This is a genomic window from Corynebacterium sp. HMSC064E08, from assembly GCF_001811805.1.
Taxonomy (GTDB): domain Bacteria; phylum Actinomycetota; class Actinomycetes; order Mycobacteriales; family Mycobacteriaceae; genus Corynebacterium; species Corynebacterium jeikeium_D.
In genome coordinates this window covers 441,134-462,407 of sequence record NZ_KV806698.1, presented here as the reverse complement: position 1 = coordinate 462,407, position 21,274 = coordinate 441,134, and the positions used below count along the sequence as shown (strand labels likewise).

General features: G+C 59.4%; 19 protein-coding genes. 5 read left to right on the top strand and 14 right to left on the bottom strand.

The features are described from left to right. Positions 1-26: 26 nt before the first annotated feature. The 6 genes from nadC to bioB form a co-directional block, all read right to left on the bottom strand. Positions 27-908: a carboxylating nicotinate-nucleotide diphosphorylase gene (nadC, locus tag HMPREF2820_RS05200; RefSeq protein WP_049190033.1), complete on the bottom strand. Its 882-nt coding sequence runs from the start codon at positions 906-908 to the stop codon at positions 27-29. Between the two features lie 6 nt (positions 909-914). Continuing rightward, entirely contained in the window at positions 915-2,516 is a 1,602-nt protein-coding gene (gene nadB / locus HMPREF2820_RS05195; RefSeq protein WP_083308433.1) for an L-aspartate oxidase, read from the bottom strand. Continuing rightward, positions 2,485-3,561: a quinolinate synthase NadA gene (gene nadA, locus HMPREF2820_RS05190; protein WP_070603116.1), complete on the bottom strand. Its 1,077-nt coding sequence runs from the start codon at positions 3,559-3,561 to the stop codon at positions 2,485-2,487. The genes nadB and nadA overlap by 32 nt, the downstream gene beginning before the upstream one ends. Before the next feature lie 291 nt (positions 3,562-3,852). Further along, complete coding sequence (locus HMPREF2820_RS05185) at positions 3,853-4,431, bottom strand: hypothetical protein (RefSeq protein WP_070603114.1); 579 nt, start codon at positions 4,429-4,431, stop codon at positions 3,853-3,855. A gap of 75 nt (positions 4,432-4,506) precedes the next feature. Then, positions 4,507-4,809 (bottom strand): biotin synthase auxiliary protein BsaP, encoded by a 303-nt coding sequence (locus HMPREF2820_RS05180; protein WP_048734678.1) that lies wholly within the window; start codon positions 4,807-4,809, stop codon positions 4,507-4,509. Next, positions 4,796-5,803, bottom strand: coding sequence for a biotin synthase BioB (gene bioB, locus HMPREF2820_RS05175; protein WP_016422961.1), 1,008 nt, complete (start codon positions 5,801-5,803; stop codon positions 4,796-4,798). The genes HMPREF2820_RS05180 and bioB overlap by 14 nt, the downstream gene beginning before the upstream one ends. Before the next feature lie 191 nt (positions 5,804-5,994). On the opposite strand from bioB, the gene HMPREF2820_RS05170 reads away from it, so the two are divergent. Continuing rightward, positions 5,995-6,663, top strand: coding sequence for a TetR family transcriptional regulator (locus HMPREF2820_RS05170; RefSeq protein ID WP_246822220.1), 669 nt, complete (start codon positions 5,995-5,997; stop codon positions 6,661-6,663). Between the two features lie 40 nt (positions 6,664-6,703). On the opposite strand, the gene HMPREF2820_RS05165 is transcribed toward HMPREF2820_RS05170, so the two are convergent. From HMPREF2820_RS05165 to HMPREF2820_RS05145, 5 genes are all read right to left on the bottom strand, one after another. Beyond that, positions 6,704-8,068 carry a Na+/H+ antiporter family protein gene (locus HMPREF2820_RS05165; RefSeq protein ID WP_016422963.1) on the bottom strand — a complete coding sequence of 455 codons (1,365 nt, stop codon included), beginning with the start codon at positions 8,066-8,068 and terminating at the stop codon, positions 6,704-6,706. Between the two features lie 89 nt (positions 8,069-8,157). Next, positions 8,158-8,517: a biotin/lipoyl-containing protein gene (locus HMPREF2820_RS05160; protein ID WP_016422964.1), complete on the bottom strand. Its 360-nt coding sequence runs from the start codon at positions 8,515-8,517 to the stop codon at positions 8,158-8,160. A gap of 71 nt (positions 8,518-8,588) precedes the next feature. Further along, positions 8,589-8,894 (bottom strand): hypothetical protein, encoded by a 306-nt coding sequence (locus HMPREF2820_RS05155; protein WP_016422965.1) that lies wholly within the window; start codon positions 8,892-8,894, stop codon positions 8,589-8,591. Continuing rightward, positions 8,894-10,507: an acyl-CoA carboxylase subunit beta gene (locus tag HMPREF2820_RS05150; RefSeq protein WP_016422966.1), complete on the bottom strand. Its 1,614-nt coding sequence runs from the start codon at positions 10,505-10,507 to the stop codon at positions 8,894-8,896. Before HMPREF2820_RS05150 ends, HMPREF2820_RS05155 begins: the two co-directional genes overlap by 1 nt. A 23-nt stretch (positions 10,508-10,530) precedes the next feature. After that, positions 10,531-12,027 carry a methylmalonyl-CoA carboxytransferase subunit 5S gene (locus HMPREF2820_RS05145; protein ID WP_049170291.1) on the bottom strand — a complete coding sequence of 499 codons (1,497 nt, stop codon included), beginning with the start codon at positions 12,025-12,027 and terminating at the stop codon, positions 10,531-10,533. Between the two features lie 274 nt (positions 12,028-12,301). Here HMPREF2820_RS05145 and glgX point away from each other — a divergent pair, with 274 nt between their 5' ends. Then, entirely contained in the window at positions 12,302-14,443 is a 2,142-nt protein-coding gene (gene glgX / locus HMPREF2820_RS05140; protein WP_049193987.1) for a glycogen debranching protein GlgX, read from the top strand. Between the two features lie 172 nt (positions 14,444-14,615). Here the strand turns inward: glgX and HMPREF2820_RS05135 are convergent, their stop codons facing one another. Next, positions 14,616-14,858, bottom strand: coding sequence for a HigA family addiction module antitoxin (locus HMPREF2820_RS05135; protein WP_005510305.1), 243 nt, complete (start codon positions 14,856-14,858; stop codon positions 14,616-14,618). A 323-nt stretch (positions 14,859-15,181) separates the two neighbouring features. Here HMPREF2820_RS05135 and HMPREF2820_RS05130 point away from each other — a divergent pair, with 323 nt between their 5' ends. From HMPREF2820_RS05130 to HMPREF2820_RS05120, 3 genes are all read left to right on the top strand, one after another. After that, on the top strand, positions 15,182-16,825 hold the full coding sequence (locus HMPREF2820_RS05130) for an exonuclease domain-containing protein (protein WP_070603113.1): 1,644 nt from the start codon (positions 15,182-15,184) through the stop codon (positions 16,823-16,825). A 113-nt stretch (positions 16,826-16,938) separates the two neighbouring features. Beyond that, positions 16,939-19,401, top strand: coding sequence for a malto-oligosyltrehalose synthase (gene treY, locus HMPREF2820_RS05125; protein WP_070603110.1), 2,463 nt, complete (start codon positions 16,939-16,941; stop codon positions 19,399-19,401). Further along, the gene (locus HMPREF2820_RS05120; protein WP_070603108.1) at positions 19,391-20,557 is read left to right on the top strand and encodes a GTP pyrophosphokinase; all 1,167 of its coding nucleotides are present in this window, start codon (positions 19,391-19,393) and stop codon (positions 20,555-20,557) included. Before treY ends, HMPREF2820_RS05120 begins: the two co-directional genes overlap by 11 nt. On the opposite strand, the gene HMPREF2820_RS10685 is transcribed toward HMPREF2820_RS05120, so the two are convergent. Both HMPREF2820_RS10685 and HMPREF2820_RS05115 read right to left on the bottom strand, forming a co-directional pair. Beyond that, positions 20,505-20,897, bottom strand: a complete 393-nt coding sequence (locus tag HMPREF2820_RS10685; protein ID WP_080969602.1) for an RNA-binding S4 domain-containing protein — start codon at positions 20,895-20,897, stop codon at positions 20,505-20,507. The genes HMPREF2820_RS05120 and HMPREF2820_RS10685 overlap by 53 nt on opposite strands. After that, a complete protein-coding gene (locus tag HMPREF2820_RS05115; RefSeq protein ID WP_005510313.1) occupies positions 20,898-21,143 on the bottom strand; it encodes a hypothetical protein in 246 nt (81 codons plus the stop codon). It abuts the gene before it with no gap. Positions 21,144-21,274 lie beyond the last annotated feature (131 nt).

The window sequence follows — 21,274 nt, the reverse complement described above, 5'->3', positions numbered from 1 at the left end:
CGAAGCGATACCGGGGGCTGATTCAGCTACTGCTCGTCGAAGTCGAGTCCGACATCGAACACCTTGGCCGAGTGGGTTAGCGCGCCCACAGCCAGGTAATCGACACCACAGGACGCGTACTCACGAGCCACATCGATGGTCAGTCCACCAGAGGACTCAAGCTGCGTGGCCGGAGAAATCTGCGAGCGGCGCTGCACCGCAATCTGGGTCTCCCAGACCTCGAAGTTGTCCAGCATGACGATGTCCGGCTTCATCGGCAGGATTTCATCGAGCTGTGCGAGGGTATCGACTTCCACCTCACACGGCAGCTCCGGGTACTGATCCCGCACCCTCTTCAACGCACCGGACACGGAACCGACAGCCACCACGTGATTGTCCTTAATCAGTGCTTCATCGCCCAAAGCGTAGCGGTGGTTAATTCCGCCGCCGCAGGTCACAGCATACTTTTCCAGGTTGCGCAGCCCCGGCAGCGTCTTTCGGGAATCGCGCACCCGCGCACCGGTGCCGACAATCGCGTCAGCCCACTGGCGCGTCGCAGTAGCTACACCACTGGCGTGCGTGAGGATATTCAGCATTGTCCGCTCAGCAGTCAGCAACCCCCGAGTCGGTGCAGAAATCGTTGCCAGCACTGTGCCAGGACGCACCAGGGTGCCATCTTCAACGTGCTTTTCGACGGTGAACTCACCCGAGATGACCTCCTGCAGCGTCCACTCCACCGCATCAATAGCCGCGATAACGCCCTCTTGCCGGGCCACCAGGCGGGCGCGTGCCTGCGCAGATGCCGAGACTGTCGACAGCGAGGTCACATCCGGCCCGAAGCTCATGTCTTCCTGTAGTGCCGTCCGAATGAGGCCACGGGTGATGTTTTCGTTCAGCACCCCGCGCAGAGTGTCCTTCTCAAGAGTCATGGTTAGCTAATCCCCGTCCTTTTCAAACCAAGTGTGGCACCCCAAAGTATATGGTCGTACCAATGCCGCTTCGACGACTTTCCTTGCGGCTACGACCTGAACCGATTGCGGGAGCCGATCGATAACCGCCAACGCCTGCCGCAAACTCTGCTCATTGCGCCTTACACCAGCGCCTTCCTGCATCGCCGTCTGCAACCGGAAAAGCTGCCGTGGTTCCAGTTCTGGCCGTGGCTGCGGCAGGCTTTCAACGGCCGCTGCGAATTCCTCGTCCCCGACCGGCACAGCGTGTGTTTCAGCGACTTTTTCGGCCACCCGCTTGCCGACGACCAGTCCCTCCAGCAACGAATTGGAGGCCAACCTGTTGGCACCGTGGAGGCCTGTTGCGGAGCATTCGCCGGCCGCATAGAGGCCCGGCACACTAGTTGCACCGAATGGGTCGACGGCAATACCACCACAGGTGTAGTGGACCGCCGGGGCCACGGGAATGAGGTCCTTGGTCGGATCAATCTCCGCCGCGGTCAGACCCGCTGTGATCGTCGGAAAGCGGGCGGCGAAGTTGTCGATGTGACGTGCGTCGAGGAAGACGTGGTCCTCGCCGAGCTCGCGCATGCGAGTCGCGATGGCGCGCGAGACGATATCGCGCGGAGCCAGGTCCCCGCGAGGGTCAACGCCGGCGGTCACACTGTTGCCCCGGGAGTCGACGAGAATGGCTCCTTCACCACGGACCGCCTCGCTGATGAGATGGCGTCGGCCGGTGCCATCTGATGCCGAGCGCTCGTCATAGAGCACCGTCGGGTGGAACTGGATAAACTCCATGTCCCGAATCTCTGCGCCAGCATCGGAGGCCATGCCGATAGCCTCACCGCGGGCGCCCGAGGGAGCCGTGGTCGCGCGGTAAATATGGCCCACGCCGCCGGTAGCCAGCAGAGTGGCGCCTGCGCGAATAGTGCCACCGCCACGGGGATCCGCTACCAGCGCACCCAGCACACGGCCATCTTTGCCCACGATGAGCTGGCGCGCTGTCGCGTTTTGCAGCACTCGCACACCGGTGACCGAGGCCTCTAAGGCACGCTCGATTTCGGCACCGGTGGCATCACCACCGGCATGAATGATGCGTCGCGCATGGTGCCCGCCCTCTTTGGTACGGAAATAGACAGCCGCGTTGTCCGGCGCCGAGTCGAATGTGGCACCAAGCCCAATCAGCCACTCGGTCGCAGCGGCACCGGCACGGATGATGGAAGCCACGGCCTGCTCATCACAGTGGCCAGCGCCGGCATCGAGAGTGTCAGCGATGTGGGAATCGACGGTGTCGTCGAACCCATTGGCCACATGGCCGCTGGGGTCGTCGTCAAGCCCGACGACCGCGAGCCCGCCCTGAGCGAGATTCGTGGCAGCATCGGCGAAACGCAGCTGTTTGCGGGCACCGACGCGCCACTCGACGCTGTCGATAACCAACACGTCGAGGCCGAGCTCAAGGGCCCGACGCGCAGCACTGAGCCCTGCGACTCCCCCGCCGATGACGAGGAAGTCACACGTCAGTGTCCAACTGTCGAATGATGGGCGCAGACCAAACGTGTTACTCGCCCCCGCCTGGATTACCGATGGCAATCATGCGCTCGACCGAAGCGCGCCCCTTGTCGGCGACATCCGGCTCGACATCGACTTCGTCGGTGCCTTCGACGAGGCAGCGCAGCAGAGCCGCCGGAGTGATGAGCTTCATGTACGAGCAGGAAGCGCGGTCGTTGACCGGCTCAAAGTCGACATCCGGCGCGGCCTTGCGCAGCTGGTGGAGCATGCCCACCTCAGTGGCCACGAGCACCTTGCCGTTGGGCTTGTTCTCCTTCAGCTTCTGCGCCTCGGTCAGCATCTCGCCGGTGGAGAGCATCTGCACGCGCTCGGGCTCGATGGTGCCTTCACCTGCGAGGTAAATCGCAGAGTTCGCGCAACCGCACTCCGGGTGAATGAACAGCTGCGAATCGGCGTTCTCTTCCGCGCGGTGCGCGAGTTCCTCACCGTTGATGTTGGCGTGGACGTGGCACTCACCAGCCCATACCTTGATGTTGTCGCGGCCGGTCTCACGGCGGACGTGTGCGCCGAGGAACTGATCCGGGTTGAACAGGATCTCCTGGTCTTCCGGGATGGACTTGACCACGTCGACGGCGTTGGAGGAAGTACAGCAGATGTCGGTCAGAGCCTTTACGTCTGCCGTGGTGTTGACGTAGCTGACTACCAGTGCGCCGGGATTCTCTGCCTTCCACTCGGCCAGTTCATCTGCGGTGATGGAGTCCGCCAGGGAGCAGCCGGCGCGCTCGTCCGGAATAAGGACGGTCTTCTCTGGGCTCAGAATTTTGGCGGTTTCCGCCATGAAGTGGACACCACAGAAGACGATGACGTCGGCATCGGTTTCCGCAGCGATGCGGGAAAGTCCGAGGGAGTCGCCTGTGTAATCGGCAATATCCTGAATCTCCGGCAGCTGGTAGTTGTGCGCAAGAATTACGGCATTGCGTTCGCGGGCGAGGCGCTTAATCTCCTGGGCCCAGCACTCATCTGCAATTACGCCACCGTAGCGGCCATCTTTATCGACTACCGATTCGTACAGATCCGATTCAAGGCGCGGCAGGCTGGAAGCATTGGCCGCAAGGCTGGTATTCACGGAAAACTACGTCCTTACTTCAATGGGCTGTGGCTACGACCGGAGAAAACGCCGTCACCGTTACCGGCAACGGTCCCCGGAGGCATTCGCAGCGGACTCAAACGGGCAAGTGCAAGAGACCTAAGCTCGCCACACAATATCGAAAAAGCCCCTAATCGGGGCGAATACTGACATCGAGGACGAACCTATTTCCCAAAATTGTAAGGCTTGTATAAGCCTATTTCCCAATAACTACCCCTGTTCAGTAGGAATTAGTGCTTTACGACGGCTCCCGCGCAGAACCTCACCGTCTCACTTAGTGACCGAATCTGCGTCCACAGCATTGTCTGCAGCGCTCTCGTTGCCTTCCGTGAAGTCCGTTTGGAACAGCACCCGGGACCACAGTGCGAGCATGGCAACCAGTGGCGCGACCAGCAGTGCTACATAGGTTTTGAAGTCTGGAATCACCGAGAACTTATCGCCCGGCTGCATTCCCGCCAGATCCGGCTGGAGCAATGCCGCAACCGACTGACCGACGAGGTACGTCACTGCTGCGCTCATCAACGCGGAGAAACCTGCCCATCCAATTGCCGTGAGCATCTGCACAGGAGTCGTGATGGCACGGTTTCGGAAGGTAGTAATTCCCAGCACCAGGCCGCTGATGGCAGTGACAGCAACAAACCAGAGCAGCCCGATAAAACCAGCGTCAACGGTTTCCTGAATAATCGCCAGTTGGTTATCTGGGAGCATTTGCACCTGCTGCTTGGGGCGCAGGAATGCCCAGGCCACTCCGGCTATCGTTCCCGTTACAACGGAGAAGAGAACAATACCCGAGGCCATTGCCACGCTCTGCTTTTCAACGTGCGGGACTCGGGTATTTTTCATGGTCATAGTTGACTAACTTACCTCACGGCGCACATCCAGTACTAGCGTGCCCGAATGGCGCACTAGCACAATCAGCGCCTTTTATCGCTGCTCCAACATAACGGAGTCCACTTCGCCGTGGCGCGAGCACTTTGCAGTCCAGCCGTCCGGACGCACCTGCACCACCATCCGGCGCCCACAGAGCTGGCAGAATCGAGGCGCCTCCAGTCCAGCTTTTGCACCATAGGAGCGTTCGCGCACTTCACCAGCTTCGAGGTCGGCGCCGGTAAAAGGATCGAACTTGGGATCGTCTCCCAGCACCATGGCCTGGAGCAGCTCCGTGGAGTCGACTTTCTTACCCCGCGTCGCACGCGGGCTAGATGTCCGAGGCTTAGACAGTTGCATTGAGGGCCTTAATTGGAAGTCGTACCTTGCCAAGCATGTCCAGATCCTGCTCCGCCGGACGGCCCAGCGTGGTCAGGTAATTACCGACAATGACAGCGTTGATACCGCCGAGCAGCCCCTTTTCTGCGCCCAGGTCGCCCAGGGTGAGCTCACGACCACCAGCAAAACGCAGGATGGTCTTCGGCAGAGCCAGACGGAAGGCACCGATGGCACGCAGTGCGTCCTTGGCTGGCATCGGCTCGCGACCGGCGAAGGGAGTGCCCGGACGCGGGTCGAGGAAGTTCATCGGCACCTCGGTCGGGTTGAGCTCCGCCAGGTCCTGAGCGAACTCGGCACGCTGCTCAAGGGTCTCTCCCATACCCAGGATGCCGCCACAGCAGACCTCCATACCGGCTTCGCCGACCATGCGCAGGGTGTCATGGCGCTCTTCCCAAGTGTGGGTGGTCACGACCTGCGGGAAGTAGCTCTTAGCAGTCTCAAGGTTGTGGTTGTAGCGGTGAATACCAGCCTTGGCCAGGCGATCTACCTGCTCCTGCGTCAGAATGCCCATAGAGGCGGCCACATTAATGTCCACCTCTGCCTGAATGGCGGCGACGGCCTGTTCCATCTGGCTGAGCAGTCGCTCGTCCGGCCCCTTTACTGCAGCAACGATGCAGAACTCAGTCGCACCCGACTTTGCGGTCTGCTTGGCGGCGTCCACCAGTGCCGGGATATCCAGCCATGCCGAACGCACCGGAGACTCGAACAGACCCGACTGCGAACAGAAGTGGCAGTCCTCTGGGCAGCCGCCAGTCTTCAGCGAGATAATGCCTTCAACCTCGACCTCTTCGCCGCACCACTTCAAGCGCACCTCATGAGCCAGTGCCAGCAGATCCTCGATGCTGTCGTCATCGAGGTTCAGAACTGCCAGGGTCTCCTCATAGTTCAGCCCCTCACCGCGGCCGAGCACCTTTTCTCGGGCGAGTTCCAAAATGTCCTGCTGCTGTTGAGTCATGGGGGTGACGCTCCTTGAGGCTGGGGATAAAACTTGAACACCGTTTCAGAAGTTGTTCAGTTATCAAACTTAATACCGCAGCTACAGAATGTCGAACAGGGTTCAATTCCCGTCGTGTCGCGGATTTACGCTCCCCATTTCAGCCTTGAGACATCTTCCAGATGATTCTTCTTTCGTCTACGGTAGGCAGTGTGCAATTGACCAAGGACATCATTGTCGACGCAGCTCTCACCATTCTCAACGAGTACGGACTCGGCGATCTCACGATCCGCCGCCTGACTCGCCACTTGGGTACCGCCGCTGGCGCAATGTACTGGCACTACCCTTCCAAGCAGGCACTGCTGGGCGCCGTCGCTGACCGCATCTTGGCTCCCTGCACAGAGTTTTCCGCCACAGGCGATTGGCGTGCCGACATCGAAGCCGTCGCCGAGCTGCTCTACTCCTGCCTCACCGCTCATCGGGATGGCGCCGAGGTCGTCTCGGCCGCACTCGCTACGGGCACCGCCACGATTCGCCCCGAACAACTGCTTGCCGACGTCCTGGAGAATGCCCCCGAAACCTCCATTAGCACCCCATCAGCGGCTGATACCGCATCCGTCCTCGTGTACTTCATTCTCGGTGCGACAGTCGACCAGCAGACAGCCATCGCGCTTGACCTGAACGGCGCCAAGGGCGTTTCCAACAAGGGCGACACCAGTGGCGAGAACGCCGATGATAAGGATCTTGAGGTCGAGACTTCCTCTGAAGATGCTGCTGCACAGGCAAAAGAGCTCGGCCGCCAGCGCATTGCACTGGGAACCGAGCTCTTTATCGCCGGAATTGCGGAGGTTGCGGGGACTAAGGGAATCGCAGGTCATTAAGCCCCGCTGGAGCAATCACACTCACGGTCAAGCCGCGGCGCTAGAGCACCAGAGCTGCTACCCAACCAGCTGCCAGCAGCGGCAGGTTGAAGTGCAGGAAGGTCGGAATAACCGAATCGCGAATGTGGTCGTGCTGCCCGTCGGCATTGAGACCCATCGTCGGGCCGAGCGTCGAGTCCGATGCCGGCGAACCAGCATCGCCCAGAGCACCTGCAGTACCAATGATGGCGACGGTAGCCATCGGCGAGAAGCCCAGCGATACACACAACGGCACATAGATGATGGCGATAATCGGCAGCGTCGAGAAGGACGAACCAATACCCATCGTGACCACCAGACCAACGACCAGCATGGCGAATGCAGCGGCAGGCTTGTTGCCCGCAAACAGCTCTGCAGTAGCGGTCACCAGCGGCTCGATCTGGCCGGACTCCGACATCACCGAGGCGAAGCCCTGTGCGGAAATCATGATGAAACCAATCAGGGCCATCATCTTCATACCGGCGGTGAACACGTCGTCCGCCTCACGCCAGCGCACGGCACCGGTGAGCATGAAGATTGCCAGACCAGTGAGTGCACCAATCAGCAACGGATCGGCATCGGTCTCCATAGAATTCATCACAATCTGGACGACGAAAGTCACCACGATTGCAACGAGAGCAACGATAACTCGGTACTTCGACACCGGTTCGTCAGACTGGGTTTCTGCGTGTGAGGACTGGGCAATCGGCCGATCTTCGTAATGCCGTGGCTTCCGGTAGGAGAAAAATACGGCAATGGCCAGACCGGCCAGCATGCCGAGAGCCGGGATGCCCATCGTCATCATGATGTTGATATTGGAAACATCAAGGCCAGCATTCTCGATGTTCCCCAGCAGGATGTCGTTCAGGAAGATAGAACCGAATCCGACCGGAACCCACATGTAGGTGGTGACCAAACCGAAGGTCATCACACTGGTAATCATTCGACGGTCGATGTTGAGGCGGTTAAATACCGGCAACAGCGGCGGAATAATCAGCGGGATAAACGCAATGTGAACTGGGATGAGGTTCTGCGACATGATCGCCATGGCCAAAATGCCGGCGACCATGCCCCACTTGGTCCATGCCTCTGCCTTAGATTTAGCGCCTTCATCCTCCGTGCCGATCTTGGCAATCAGCCAATCGGCCAGCAGTTTGGGCAGCCCGGAGGATGCCACTGCCATGGCAAAGGCACCCAGCATGGCATAGCTCAGGGCAATCTTCGCACCACCAGAGAGGCCTTCCTGGAAGGCAACCATTGTGGCATCGAGCCCCATACCGGCGGAAAGACCACCGACTAAGGCGCCAATAAACAGCGCTAGCACAACGTGTACCCGGCAGACCGCCAGGATTAGCATCACCAAAACGGCGAGAAGAACGGCATTCATAAGGAAAATATTAAGGCAACCTTAAGTATTTCCAGCAACCGGGGCTAGAAAGATTTCACCCCAAAATCTTTACACCCCGGCTAATGCGGCTAATCAATCGAGACGAGTCCCTGGCCGCCCTGCACTGCGTCGCCGACTTCAACATGAATAGAGCCGACGGTGCCTGCAGCCGGGGCCGTAATCTCGGTTTCCATCTTCATTGCCTCGAGAATGAGCAGCACCTCCCCAGCCTCAATCTTCTGGCCTTCCTCGACCAAAATCTTGCTGACCGAACCTGCCAGTGGCGCCACCACCGAATTGGCGGAGACACCCGAGACACTAGCGGTGGCCGGCTCAACGGAAGCGCTCGACGATCCACCCAACACGATGGGCGAAAGACGCTTGGGCTCCTCAACTACTTCGACGTCGACATCGTAGGCAATGCCGCCGACAGTCACTTTCAATTTCATGGCTCAACAATCCTCACGTAGCAAAAGTCAATGAGTCAGACTCAATTAAGTCGGTTATCGAAAATTTCCAACTAACGCAGGTTGCGCTGCTGCTGGATCTGGCGTCCCTGCGCAGCCCACGTCTTATGGCGGTTGTATCGAATTGCCTTCACCTTGCCGCGATTGCCCAGGTACGCAGACACCGCTGCCGAAATGGCGATGACAGTATCCTCGGGGATATCTGCGTCCACGCGTTTGCGCAGTTCAGCCAACTCGCTTTCTGCCTGATTCAGGCGTGCCGTGGCCTTCTGCAAGCTTGTCGAGGTCGCATCCAACCGGTCGGTCAGTTCAGCGACGAGCGCTCGCAGCTCCTTAATCTCACCGATGCCGTCAGACATTACTGCGGCCCCAATCCGTGCTTCTTGGCCGGGCGAACCTCGCGCTTGTTACGCAGAACCGACAGTGCGTCAGCCACGCGCAGGCGGGTTTCGGCCGGGTCAATCACGTCGTCGACCAGTCCTCGCGAGGCGGCGACATACGGCGTCGAGAAGCGTGTCTTGTATTCGGCGATACGCTCGTCGCGCACGCGCGCCTGCTCTTCCTCGTCGCCCGCGGCGGCAATTTCCTTTCGGAAGACCACGTTGACCGCGCCCTCTGCGCCCATCACCGCAATTTCCGCGGTCGGCCATGCGAATACGTAATCCGCGCCGAGGTCCTTCGAGCACATCGCCAGGTACGCACCGCCGTAGGCCTTACGCATGACGACGGTCACCTTGGGCACAGACGCTGCGGAGTATGCGTAGAGCATCTTTGCGCCGTGGCGAATGATGCCGCCGTGCTCCTGAGTGACGCCCGGCATAAAGCCAGGAACGTCAACCAGGGTGACCAGCGGGATGTTAAAGGCATTGCAGAAGCGGATGAACTTTGCGCCCTTGTCCGAGGAATTGATGTCCAGCACACCGGACATCACGTTCGGTTGGTTGGCGACAAAGCCCACGGTACGGCCCAAAACTCGACCAAAGCCGACAACCAGGTTGGTGGCAAAACCCGCCTGGCACTCGAGAAAGTCGCCATTGTCGGCGATACGGATGATGACCTCGCGGACGTCGTAGCCCTTCTTGCCATCGACGGGAACGATGTCGCGGAGCTCTGGATCCGGCTCGGCGTCGAATACCGGATCCACGATTGGCGGCTCTTCCGTGTTGTTCTGTGGCAGGAAGCTTAAGAGCTTCTGCGCAATCAGGATGGCCTGCTCGTCATCGTCGGCAACGAAGTCAATATTGCCGGCCTTGGCCATGTGCGCATCAGCGCCACCGAGCTGCTCGGAGGTGACTTCCTCGCCGGTCACAGACTTAATAACGCCCGGGCCGGTGATGAACATCTGTGCCTTGCGAGTCTGAATGATGAAGTCGGTCAGCGCTGGCGAGTAGGCAGCGCCACCAGCACATGGGCCTGCAATGATGGAAATCTGCGGCACCAGACCGGATAGCCACACGTTGTTGTAGAAGACCTGGCCATAGCCCGACAGAGAGTCAATTCCCTCTTGAATGCGAGCGCCACCGGAGTCGTTGATGAAAACGAACGGAGTGCCGTTGTCGGCAGCAGCGCGCATGGTGGCCGCAACCTTGCGGGACTGCGTTTCACCAGCGGAGCCACCCATGACCGTGAAATCCTGGGAGGCCACGTGCACTGCCCGGCCGAGAACCGCGGCAGTGCCGGTGACCACGCCGTCGGCAGGCGCGTCGGCAGTATCCATGCCGAAGTCGGTGGTGCGGTGAGTCATAAACATGCCGGTTTCACGGAAAGTGCCCTCGTCGACGAAGTTGTCGATACGCTCGCGGGCAGTCATCTTCCCACGTTCGTGCTGCTTGGCCTGGCGGGCCTCACCGCCACCGGCCTCAACACGACGACGCTGAGCATCCAAATAATCCAGGCGCTCCGCCATCGAGGCATCGACGCCCGGCGCGACGGCACCCGCCGGATTCGGCTGGTTTGCTGAACTTTGCGACATTGCTATCTCTTCTCCCGATGTTCCTAGGCGGGTTCCACCTGGACGGTCTGTGAGCGACCGCCAACGGTGACCTTGTAGCGAATTGGCTCGCGAATGGCATTGGCAGCACCAGAGGCCTGCTCCGCCTCGCGCTTGAGCTGTTCGGCAGTCTTACCGACGTTCTTCGGCCCTTCGCCGCGCGTGGTGAAGAATCCCGGTGCGACGGATGGGAACAGTGCGTTGGTCAGGACGTCCTCGGCGGTGCCGTTGTAACCGTCGAGCTCCTTGGCCTGCTTGACCAGGTCGTCCCACTCTGGTTCGAGGAGATCAGCCGGGCGAACCGTGATTTCTTCCTTCTTGGTCTGTTCCGCTGCCTGCTTAATCAGCTCTGGGTTGCGCTCACCCGGGCACTGCCCGTAATAGCCGAGCATGAGGTCAGCGAACTCAGCCGTCATAACCTTGTAGCGTCCCATCAGCACGTTAAACACAGCTTGCGTGCCGACGATCTGCGAGCTCGGAGTCACCAACGGCGGGTAACCGGCGTCCTTTCGGACAATCGGTACCTCACGCATGACCTCTTCGACGCGGTCACCCGCCCCCTGGGCCTTGAGCTGGTTTTCCATGTTCGACAACATGCCACCAGGAATCTGCGACATGAAAATGTCGGTATTGACCAGGGTTTTCGACTCGAACTCTGCGTACTTCGGACGCACCTTGCGGAAGTGGTCACGAATGGTGATGAGGTTATCCATGTTCAGGTCGGTGGTGTAGTCGGTTCCCTCCAACATTTCCACCAGCGACTCGGTCGGGTTGTGCCCCGGGCCCAGCGACATCGACGAAATTGCCGTGTCCACGACATCCGCACCAGCTTCGATGGCCTTCATCAAAGTCACCATCGTGACACCGGTGGTCGAGTGACAGTGGACGTTAATCTGGGTGTCCTCGCCGTAGGTTTCCTTGATGCCGCGGATGATGTCGTAAGCCGGCTGGGGTTTCAGCAGCGCTGCCATGTCCTTCAACGCAATGGAGTCCGCCCCCATATCCAGTAGACGACCAGCGAGCTTCACGTACCCGTCGACGTCGTGAAGCGGAGACGTCGTATAGCAGATCGTGCCCTGCGCATGCTTGTCGACGTTCTTGACCGCGCGCATGGCGTGCTCGAGATTGCGTGGGTCGTTGAGCGCGTCGAAAACACGGAATACGTCCATACCGTTTTCAGCGGACTTCTCGACGAACTTGTCAACCACCATGTCCTCGTAGTGGCGGTAACCGAGAAGATTCTGGCCGCGCAGCAGCATCTGCAGGCGACTATTCGGCATCAGCTTGCGGAATGTCCGCAGGCGCTCCCAGGGATCTTCATTAAGGAAGCGGATGCAGGCGTCAAAGGTTGCGCCGCCCCAGCACTCCACACTCCAAAAACCGGCCTTGTCCATTTCTTCACAGACATCGACCATGTCTTCCATAGCCATTCGCGTTGCCATGAGGCTCTGATGAGCGTCTCGGAACGCTACTTCCGTTACACCAATGGTTCGTGGACTCATAATTCCAAAAGTAAAGGCCTTTGGGGATCTTCGCGCGTTGGTGACCGCGAATATTGGGGATTCGGCCCCCACCAAGGTGCGTTTAGAGTGTCAAATTGCCCACTTGCAGGGTTAAATACTTATTTTCGCGCGAAGTTTATGCTCTTAACCGTTCGACTCGAATTTTTCCTTGGGGGTCGTTTTTGCGAAGTGCGCTCGACAGATGGGACGGATGGCGCGCCCACACGGGACCGAAAACGGCTCATGTTTTTTACAAAACAGTTAAGGTAGTCACATGAACCAAGCAAATACAGTCGGCGATTATCAAGTATGGCCGGGTGAGCCTTACCCGCTCGGATCTACCTACGACGGCGCTGGCACCAACTTTGCACTCTTTTCCGACGTTGCGGAAAAGGTTGAGCTTTGTCTGATTAGCGCCGAAGGCGAAGAAACACGCATTGAGTTGGAAGAAGTCGATGCGCATATCTGGCACTGCTACATCCCGTCTATCATGCCGGGCCAGCGCTACGCCTACCGCGTACACGGCCCATTCGATCCGGCCAACGGTAAGCGTTGCGACCCCAACAAGCTGCTGGTCGACCCATACGCCAAGGCTTTCGACGGCGAATTCGACGGTCACCCATCACTGTTCAACTATGACATTCATGACCACTCGAAGCGCAACACCGAGGACAGCCTGGGACACACCATGACCTCCGTGGTCATCAACCCATTCTTCGACTGGGGCGCTGACCGCGCACCTCGCACGCCGTACAACGAGACCGTGATTTACGAGGCCCACGTCAAGGGCATGACCATGACTCACCCGGATATTCCGGAGGAGTTACGTGGTACCTATGCCGGCCTCGCGCATCCGGCGATTATTGACTACCTCAAGGACCTTGGTGTCACGGCTATCGAACTGATGCCGGTCCACCAGTTCCTCCAGGACGACCACCTGCGCGAAAAGGGGCTGCGCAACTACTGGGGCTACAACACCTTCGGTTTCCTAGCACCACATCAGGACTACTCGGCTTCCCAAAAGCCAGGCGGAGCAGTCAGCGAGTTCAAGGGCATGGTGCGCGCATTTCACGATGCCGGCATTGAGGTCATCCTCGACGTGGTCTACAACCACACCGCCGAGGGCAACCACATGGGCCCAACCATCTGCTTCCGAGGCATCGACAACGAGGCCTACTACCGCCTGGTCGAAGGCGATCGCCAGCACTACATGGACTACACCGGCACCGGTAACTCCCTGAATGTGCGCCACCCACACTCGCTGCAGCTGATTATGGATTCGCTGCGCTACTGGGTCTCCGAGATGCATGTCGACGGCTTCCGCTTCGATTTGGCATCCACCCTGGCTCGAGAATTCCACGATGTGGATCGCCTCTCCGCCTTCTTTGACTTGGTGCAGCAGGATCCGATTGTCAGCCAGGTCAAGCTCATCGCAGAACCGTGGGATGTCGGCGAAGGTGGCTACCAGGTCGGTAACTTCCCACCGCAGTGGACTGAATGGAACGGTAAGTACCGCGACACCATCCGCGACTTCTGGCGCGGTGAGCCATCCACGCTCGGCGAGTTCGCTTCACGTATCACCGGCTCCTCGGACCTGTATGCAAACAATGACCGCCGCCCAACTGCGTCGATTAACTTCGTGACCGCGCATGACGGTTTCACCCTCAACGACTTGGTCAGCTACAACGAGAAGCACAATATGGCCAACGGCGAGGACAACCGCGATGGCGAGTCCCACAACCGTTCGTGGAACTGCGGTGTGGAAGGCCCGACCGACGACGAGCGCATCATTTCGCTGCGCGCCCGCCAGCGTCGTAACTTCCTGACCACTCTCCTGCTGTCCCAGGGCACTCCGATGATTAGCCACGGTGACGAAATGGGACGTGGCCAGAAGGGCAACAACAACGTCTACTGCCAGGACAACCGTTTGGCCTGGGTCGACTGGAATCAGACGCGTACCAACTCTGAACTGGTCGAATACACCCAGTTCCTGACTGAGCTGCGTGCGGAACACCCAGTCTTCCGACGCCGCCGCTTCCTGCGCGGTGGCCCGCTCGGTGCGGAAACCGACGATCGTGACATTGCCTGGCTGACCTATGAGGGTCGCGTCATGACTACCGATGACTGGAACTTCGACTTCGGCAAGTCGTTAATGGTCTGGCTCAACGGCGATGCCATCACTGAGCCTGATCGCCGAGGTCACAGGATTGAAGATGACTCCTTCCTGCTGTGCTTCAATGCCCACCACGAGGACATCATGTTCCAAATTCCGGGCACCGAATACGCACACAGCTGGGAAGTCATCATCGACACCACAGAGATTACGGGTCGCCCGACCCGCGAACGCATCGTTGAGCCAGAAGGCGAGCTCCGCGTGCCAGCCCGTTCTACCATCGTGCTGATCGAGCGGCACTAGCCGCGTCCGCGTTGGGTGTAGGGGCCTGGGCCTGGGTTGGTTCCTACACAAAAATCCCCTGTCGGCGGAAGGCTTTTCTTCCACTGACAGGGGATTTTCGGCTCTGAGTTCAACTCAAAACAGGGTTTGGGTCAACACAGCACTGCGGGAGCCGAGCTGGCGTGAAGTCTTCTTACGCAGATGCGCGCATATTGAACTCCGCCTGAGAGTTCAACCAGTACTCCGGCTCGGTGTCAAAGTAGTCGGACAGTCGATTTGCGAGGTCAGTAGTGACCGCAGTGCGGCCGGTGCGAAAGCGCTCCAGAGTTGAGCTTGGCACGCCGATGGCAAGAGCCAGTCGGTAGATAGAGAGGTGTCGCGGCTCGAGGAAATTATCGTTCAAGATAGAACCAGGGTGCACAGGATGCGTGCTCAAAATGTTTACTCCTTATTTCATCGCTTCACTGGCATACGTTGTTTCCGCTTTGCCCTTCGCTTGAGCTCGAAAGCTCGAACGACCAGTTACCGCCGTTCGTCGAAAAGTATAAGGAGCGCCCGCTCAAAATGCATCCGGACATTTAACCCCCCAAAACATGTGGTTTTCAGGGGTACAGACACCCCCACTGTCCGAACGCTCCATAAATATTCCTATTTTTGTGGGCATTTCCACATTGTCGGAAGCCACATGTACTCGGCGACAGCCGCAGGTACCGCAGCCTCTATGAGGCTCAATCCGCCATCGGCGCTACCATCTAGTGCATGACTACGACCACGCCATCCTCCGAGCCCGCCGTCGTCTTCGAGCTCACCGGCGACACGGTGACTATTACCGCAGATGGGCTCCGCCTTACCCACACCATCAACACGGCTAGCACCGCCCCCGCGAAGCCCCTCCCGCTTGCCGACGTTGCCGAGGTCGCATCGGCAAGTAAAAACGGTGTCTACACTCCGGCCAACCGCTTTTTCCCCGGCACGGTAGACCTCGGGGTAGCTTTGCCAAAGGCCCGTGTGATGCCTCATCGTCAGGCAGCAGCGCAGTTGCTGGCAGACCTCGTGGCGGAGATAGCCAAGAATCCTGAGTTCTACAACTCAGCAGATGCTTTTACTTCCACGTTGATGCCGTGGGTGGCACAGCGCGCGGCGGTCACCGAAGGCGTAAGTGTGGTTGAGGGCGCGGGCGACGTCGTAAAGCACTCCGTGCCTTTTGCACCGCTTCCTACGGGGGATGAGGTTGCGGCGTCGGACATCGCACCGTTTGCGGCGTTCGATGTAGAGACAGCGAACGAAGACACCGGCTCGATTATTCAGCTTGGCGTTGCGGTCGTGCGTGGCGGGAAGGTGACGGAGCGTTATTCCTGGATGTGCCGTCCGCCAAAGGGGCTGGAGTATTTTGATGAAGCCAATGTCGCGATTCATGGCATCACGGCGGCGGATGTGGCCGGTGAGCCGTCATTTCCGGAGCAGCTGGCGAAGTTTGTTGACGTCGTTGGGGATTTGGACGTAGTTGCTCACAATGCGCGGTTTGATTTCACAGCCCTGTCGCGGGCGTGCCGGGCGGAAGGCATTCCAGCACCGAAGTTGAATTTTGCGTGTACTTATATGTGGGCTCGGCAGATGCAGTTGGGGCTGCCCAACTTGAAGCTGCCGACGTTGGCGGAGGCCGCGGGGGCGTCGCTGGAGAATCATCATGATGCGACGGCAGATGCGGTCGCATGTGCTGAGGTAGCGCTGTGGTTGATGGAGCAGCAGCGCGCAACATCGGTGGCTGATTTGAGCCAGAAGGTCTCGCTGAGCTTGGGCCAGATTGGCAGTGGACGAGTACGGATGGTGCGCTATGACCCGGCTGGTGTCGCCAGCGCTGGCGCCGGGACCAACGCGGGAACTGGTGCTGGTGCTGGTGCGCAGTCCGGCAGTTCCGCGCCGTCACGTCGGCCGCGTCGCAATGCGAAATGGGATGCGGCAAAGACACCGGACACCATTCCAGACCCGAATCCGGACGCGGATCCAAGCGGCCTGCTGTACCAGCAGCGGGTGACACTGACCGGCGATTTTGCACCGTATGACAAGGGTTTTCTGTGGGATAAGATCGCCTTTGCAGGTGCGAATATCAATAAGGGTGTCACGAAGAAAACGACCATTTTGGTCGCCGGTCCGTGGGATTCGGTGACGTCGAAGGAGAAGAGGGCTCGACAGCTGCAGGCCGAAGGCCAGGAAATCCAGATCTGGACTGAGAAGGAGCTCTTCACCGCACTCGGGCTGAATCCGGAAGAGGATGGCGCGTCCGAAGCAGGAGACACTGCGGAAGGGACACCTAGCGCCAGCGCCGGAAACAACTCCAGTGAGTCGGTTCCGTTGTTCGGTTCTACTTCCCTGCCCGGCGATGACGGAATGCCACCCTTCTAGGCCACGTTCACGAGAAGAAATTCGCATTCGGACGGCGGGCGCAGACTCTGGGGCTAGCTGCTGCCACAGCGGTCAGGCAGCAGCTTTTCCTGGTGGGCGGTATAAAGGGGAACATGAGTCGCCGACCAATTACGTCCACCTACCGTCTCCAACTCCGTGGCCCCAAGGCCGACCCAAACGGGCGCGCTTTCACGTTCGCTGACGCGGCTGAACAGGTCGGCTACTTGGCAGACCTCGGAATTTCACACCTGTATCTGTCGCCTATCCTCACCTCCGTACCGGAGTCTAACCATGGCTACGATGTCATCGATCCGACGACGGTGAACCCGGAGCTCGGCGGCATGGAAGAGCTGCAGAAGCTCGCGCAGGTGGCGCACAAGGCCGGTCTGGGCATCATTATCGACCTGGTACCGAACCACCTCGGTGTTGAGGAGCCCAAGCTCAATGCCTGGTGGTGGGACGTTCTGACCTATGGCAAGGATTCTCAGTTCGAGCCATACTTCGATATCGACTGGCACGAGGACAACGGTGCCAACGGCAAGATGGGGTTGCCGATTCTGGGATCCCCGGAGGATATCGACAAGCTGGAGCTCGACACCTCTGGCGACGAGCCACTTCTGCGTTACTACGACAACACATTCCCGGTGCGCCCCGGCACCGAGGACGGCACCCCGCAGGAAGTACATGATCGCCAGGCCTATCGCCTGATGTACTGGAAGGACGGGGTCATTGGCTACCGTCGATTCTTCAGCGTCAACGGCCTGGCCGGCATCCGCCAGGAAAACCCGGTGGTATTCGAGCACACACACCGCATCATCCGCGAGCTGCTGGCAGCGGACATCATTGACGGTGTCCGCATTGACCACCCGGATGGCCTCAGCAACCCATTCGGATACCTCAGTGAGCTGCGCCGTCTACTCGGCGATGACAAGTGGCTGGTTATCGAGAAGATTCTGGGTGCCGAAGAGCCACTGGATCCGAGGCTCCAGGTTGACGGCACCACGGGTTACGATGCCCTGCGTGAGTTCGACAATGTCTTCGTCAACCGCGACTCCCGAGACGCCATGAGTATGTTGGCTCTGCAGCAGTCCGGCTCAACCTGGGACAAGACTGCCGTGCAGGCAACTGCGCAGGCCCTCAAGCACGATGTCGCGGCTCACGAGCTGGCTGCGGAGGTCCGTCGTCTAGCACGTGCCCTGCGCCGCGATAACTGGTCTATCAGCGGTACCAGCGTCAGCGATGAGGTACTTATCGACACCATCTGCAAGCTGGTCGCTGCCATGCCTGTCTACCGTTCGGACTATGTCTCCCTGTCACGAGTGGCTTCCACGGTCATTGGTGAAATGGCAGCGCGTTTCCCCTCGCGTGTCTTTGCTCTCGACCTCATTTCGGCAGGTTTGGTAGCCGGTGGTGAGGCCGCCACGCGGTTCGCGCAGGTCTGTGGTGCGGTCATGGCAAAGGGTGTCGAAGACACCACCTTCTACCGCGCCTGCCGCCTGATCAGCCTGAACGAAGTCGGCGGTGATTTGGGTCGCTACGGCATGTCGGCGGCGGAGTTCCACCTGTTGCAGTCGGAACGTGCTCGCCTCTGGCCACGAACCATGACCACGCTGTCCACGCACGACACCAAGCGCGGCGAAGATGTCCGAGCCCGCATCCTCCAGCTCTCCGATGTCTCCGGCGACTGGGCTGAAAATGTCCGCAACTGGATGGCCATCACCCCCGCCCCGGACGATGCCACCGGCTACTTCCTGCTGCAGAACATCATCGGAGTCTGGCCGACCGACGGCGTAATTACCGATGAACTGCGCGACCGCCTCCACGACTACGCCATTAAGGCCATCCGCGAGGCAGATGTGCACACCTCCTGGACGGAGCCGGTCGAGGAGTTCGAACTCGGCATCCGCAGCTGGATCGACGCGCTTCTCGACGGCCCCCTGACCGACTCCATCACAGAGTTCGTCCGCTCCATTGCGCCAGCTGCCCTGACCACGTCACTGTCGCGCAAGCTCCTCCAGCTTGTCGGCCCCGGCATCCCCGATACCTACCAGGGGACGGAGTTCACAGAGGACTCCCTGGTCGATCCCGACAACCGCCGCTTCGTCGACTACGATGCGCGCGTCGCGGCGCTGGATAAGGTTGCCCGCGATGAGGTCACGTCGGTAACTAAGAGTCCAGAGCACCCAGCTGAGCTGCCGGAGGACTTTACGGATGCCGATGCGGACGTCGCAAAGCTGATGGTGACTCACCACGGAGTGAAGCTGCGTGCGGAACGCCCGGAGTCCTTCGTCGGCGGCGCCTACCAGCCAGTATTCGCCGTGGGTGTCGGCGAGCGTCATTTGGTCGGTGCAGCACGTGGACCGAAGGGCGAGCCGGAAGATGTTATCGCGCTGGTGACGCGCCGTCCGCTGGGGCTGCAACGCGAAGGCGGTTGGGGCGACACTACAGTGACACTTCCCAAGGGATTCTGGACCGACCGTTTCACCGGCCATACCTGGTCCGGCACCATCGCCGTGGCTTCTCTGTTCAGCTCCTTCCCAGTAGCACTGCTGGTACGCGAGGACGATGACGACTAATCGAATGAAGGATTCGCTTGCCGACGGTTCCCGCGATCAGACCCGCAAGGCTCAGTTGGCGGAGGATCGAGAGGTTACACGTGCGCTGCAGTCGAAGTACGACTCGTGGGCAACTCGGCACCCCACCGCCGCGCAGGACTTTGTCGATGCGATTAAAGAGATTCTCTCCGATGCCGGTTTGGCCTTTGACAATGTCACGGCGCGGGTGAAGTCTTTCCGCTCATTGCGGCAGAAGGCCCTGCGTCGTGAAGCGGACGGCAACTACGTCTACCCTGACCCGTGGCACGATATCCACGACATCATCGGTGTGCGTGTAACCACGTACCATTCGACGGAGATTCCCGCGATCATGGATGCGCTGGGAGATTCGCTGACTGTGCTGCGTAGGATTGACAAAACCGCGGAGACACGAATCAGCGGCCGGTTGGGATACGGCTCCCAGCACTTGATCTGCAAGGTGTCGACGGCGGCGCCGTCAGAGCTAGCTCCATATGCGGATATGCAGTTTGAGGTGCAACTGCGCACTGTGCTGCAGCATGCGTGGGCGGAATTTGAGCACGATATTCGCTATAAGGCCCCTGAGGGAGCGACAGACCCGCGGATTGATCGAGCTTTTGCGCTGGCCGCTGGCCTTATTGAGCTCGCGGATCAGCAGTTCGACCAAGTCGTTGCCGTGCTGGAGGAATCCACGCCGGACGATTCCGCGCAGGGAGAGGGCAAACAGCCCTCAGCTCCGGCAAAGACCACAGCCGATGACATTGTGGTGACTGAGGAAACCCTACCCGGCGTGCTGACGATGCTGCTTCCAGATGCGCCCCGATCGAAATCAGAACATTACGGCTGGGCAGAAGAACTGCTGGAGCGCAATGGCATTCGCACTGTCGGGCAGCTGCGAGAGCTACTTAATCCGCAGCGCCTCAGCGCGGTAAGCAAGGCCATGAAGTACCGCTTTAACCCAGGCCATGTGCGTGTTATCGATGACCTACTACTAGCGGCTCGCGGTGAAAAGCACATCAAGGCCACTGCGGATACCAGCCATAACCCGAAGCGTCGACCAGCCCGTTTGCGCGCACGGTTGCAGCAACTAGCGGAGGCCGGGATGCCTATGAGCGACGTCCCCGAAGACGATCGAGCTGACGGCGATCGCGCTTCGTAGGCCGCCCGGCACCGCGGTCGCGCGTCGGCATCGATGCGAGAATCTCCCTCGGGGGCGGCGGCGGAGAGTGGTCGATATAGCACTGCCTGGCCACCGGAGCTCCGACCCGCTTCTTCACCGTCTTGGTGACCTCAACAATGTGTTCGCGGTGGTTTGCCCACAGTCGCACTCTATCCCCTGGAACGACCAGAACTGAGGGTTTCACGGCTTCGCCGTTGACTTTGACGTGGCCGCCACGGCACGCATCTGCGGCCAATGAGCGAGTTTTCAGCAACCTGACCGCCCAAATCCAGGCATCAATACGCACTGGCTCGGTAGACAATTGCTGCTGAGCAGGCATTTACTGCGGATCCTTGTAGTTCACAATCCGCTGAACCTTTTGCCAATTGAGAAAACCACCGACCAGGCCGACTACTGCCAGGATGAGGAATAGAGACATGCTTCCGGCTAGAAGTCCGAGCACTGCACCGCCGACGACACCACTGCCTGCCCATACAACGGCATTGCGGGAGTACTTTCGCACCGCGTTCTTGCGGAGCTCAATGGGGTTCTGAGGTTGGGGCTGAAGATAGCTCATGGAGTACATATTAGAGCGTTCTGGTCGCCCTGACGCATCGCATAGGTCGATAGGGCGTACAATTCGGGAAAAATTTCTACAGCTATAGCAAACCTGCTAGATATTCCTATTTGGGTAGGTAATTAACACAATGGCGTAGG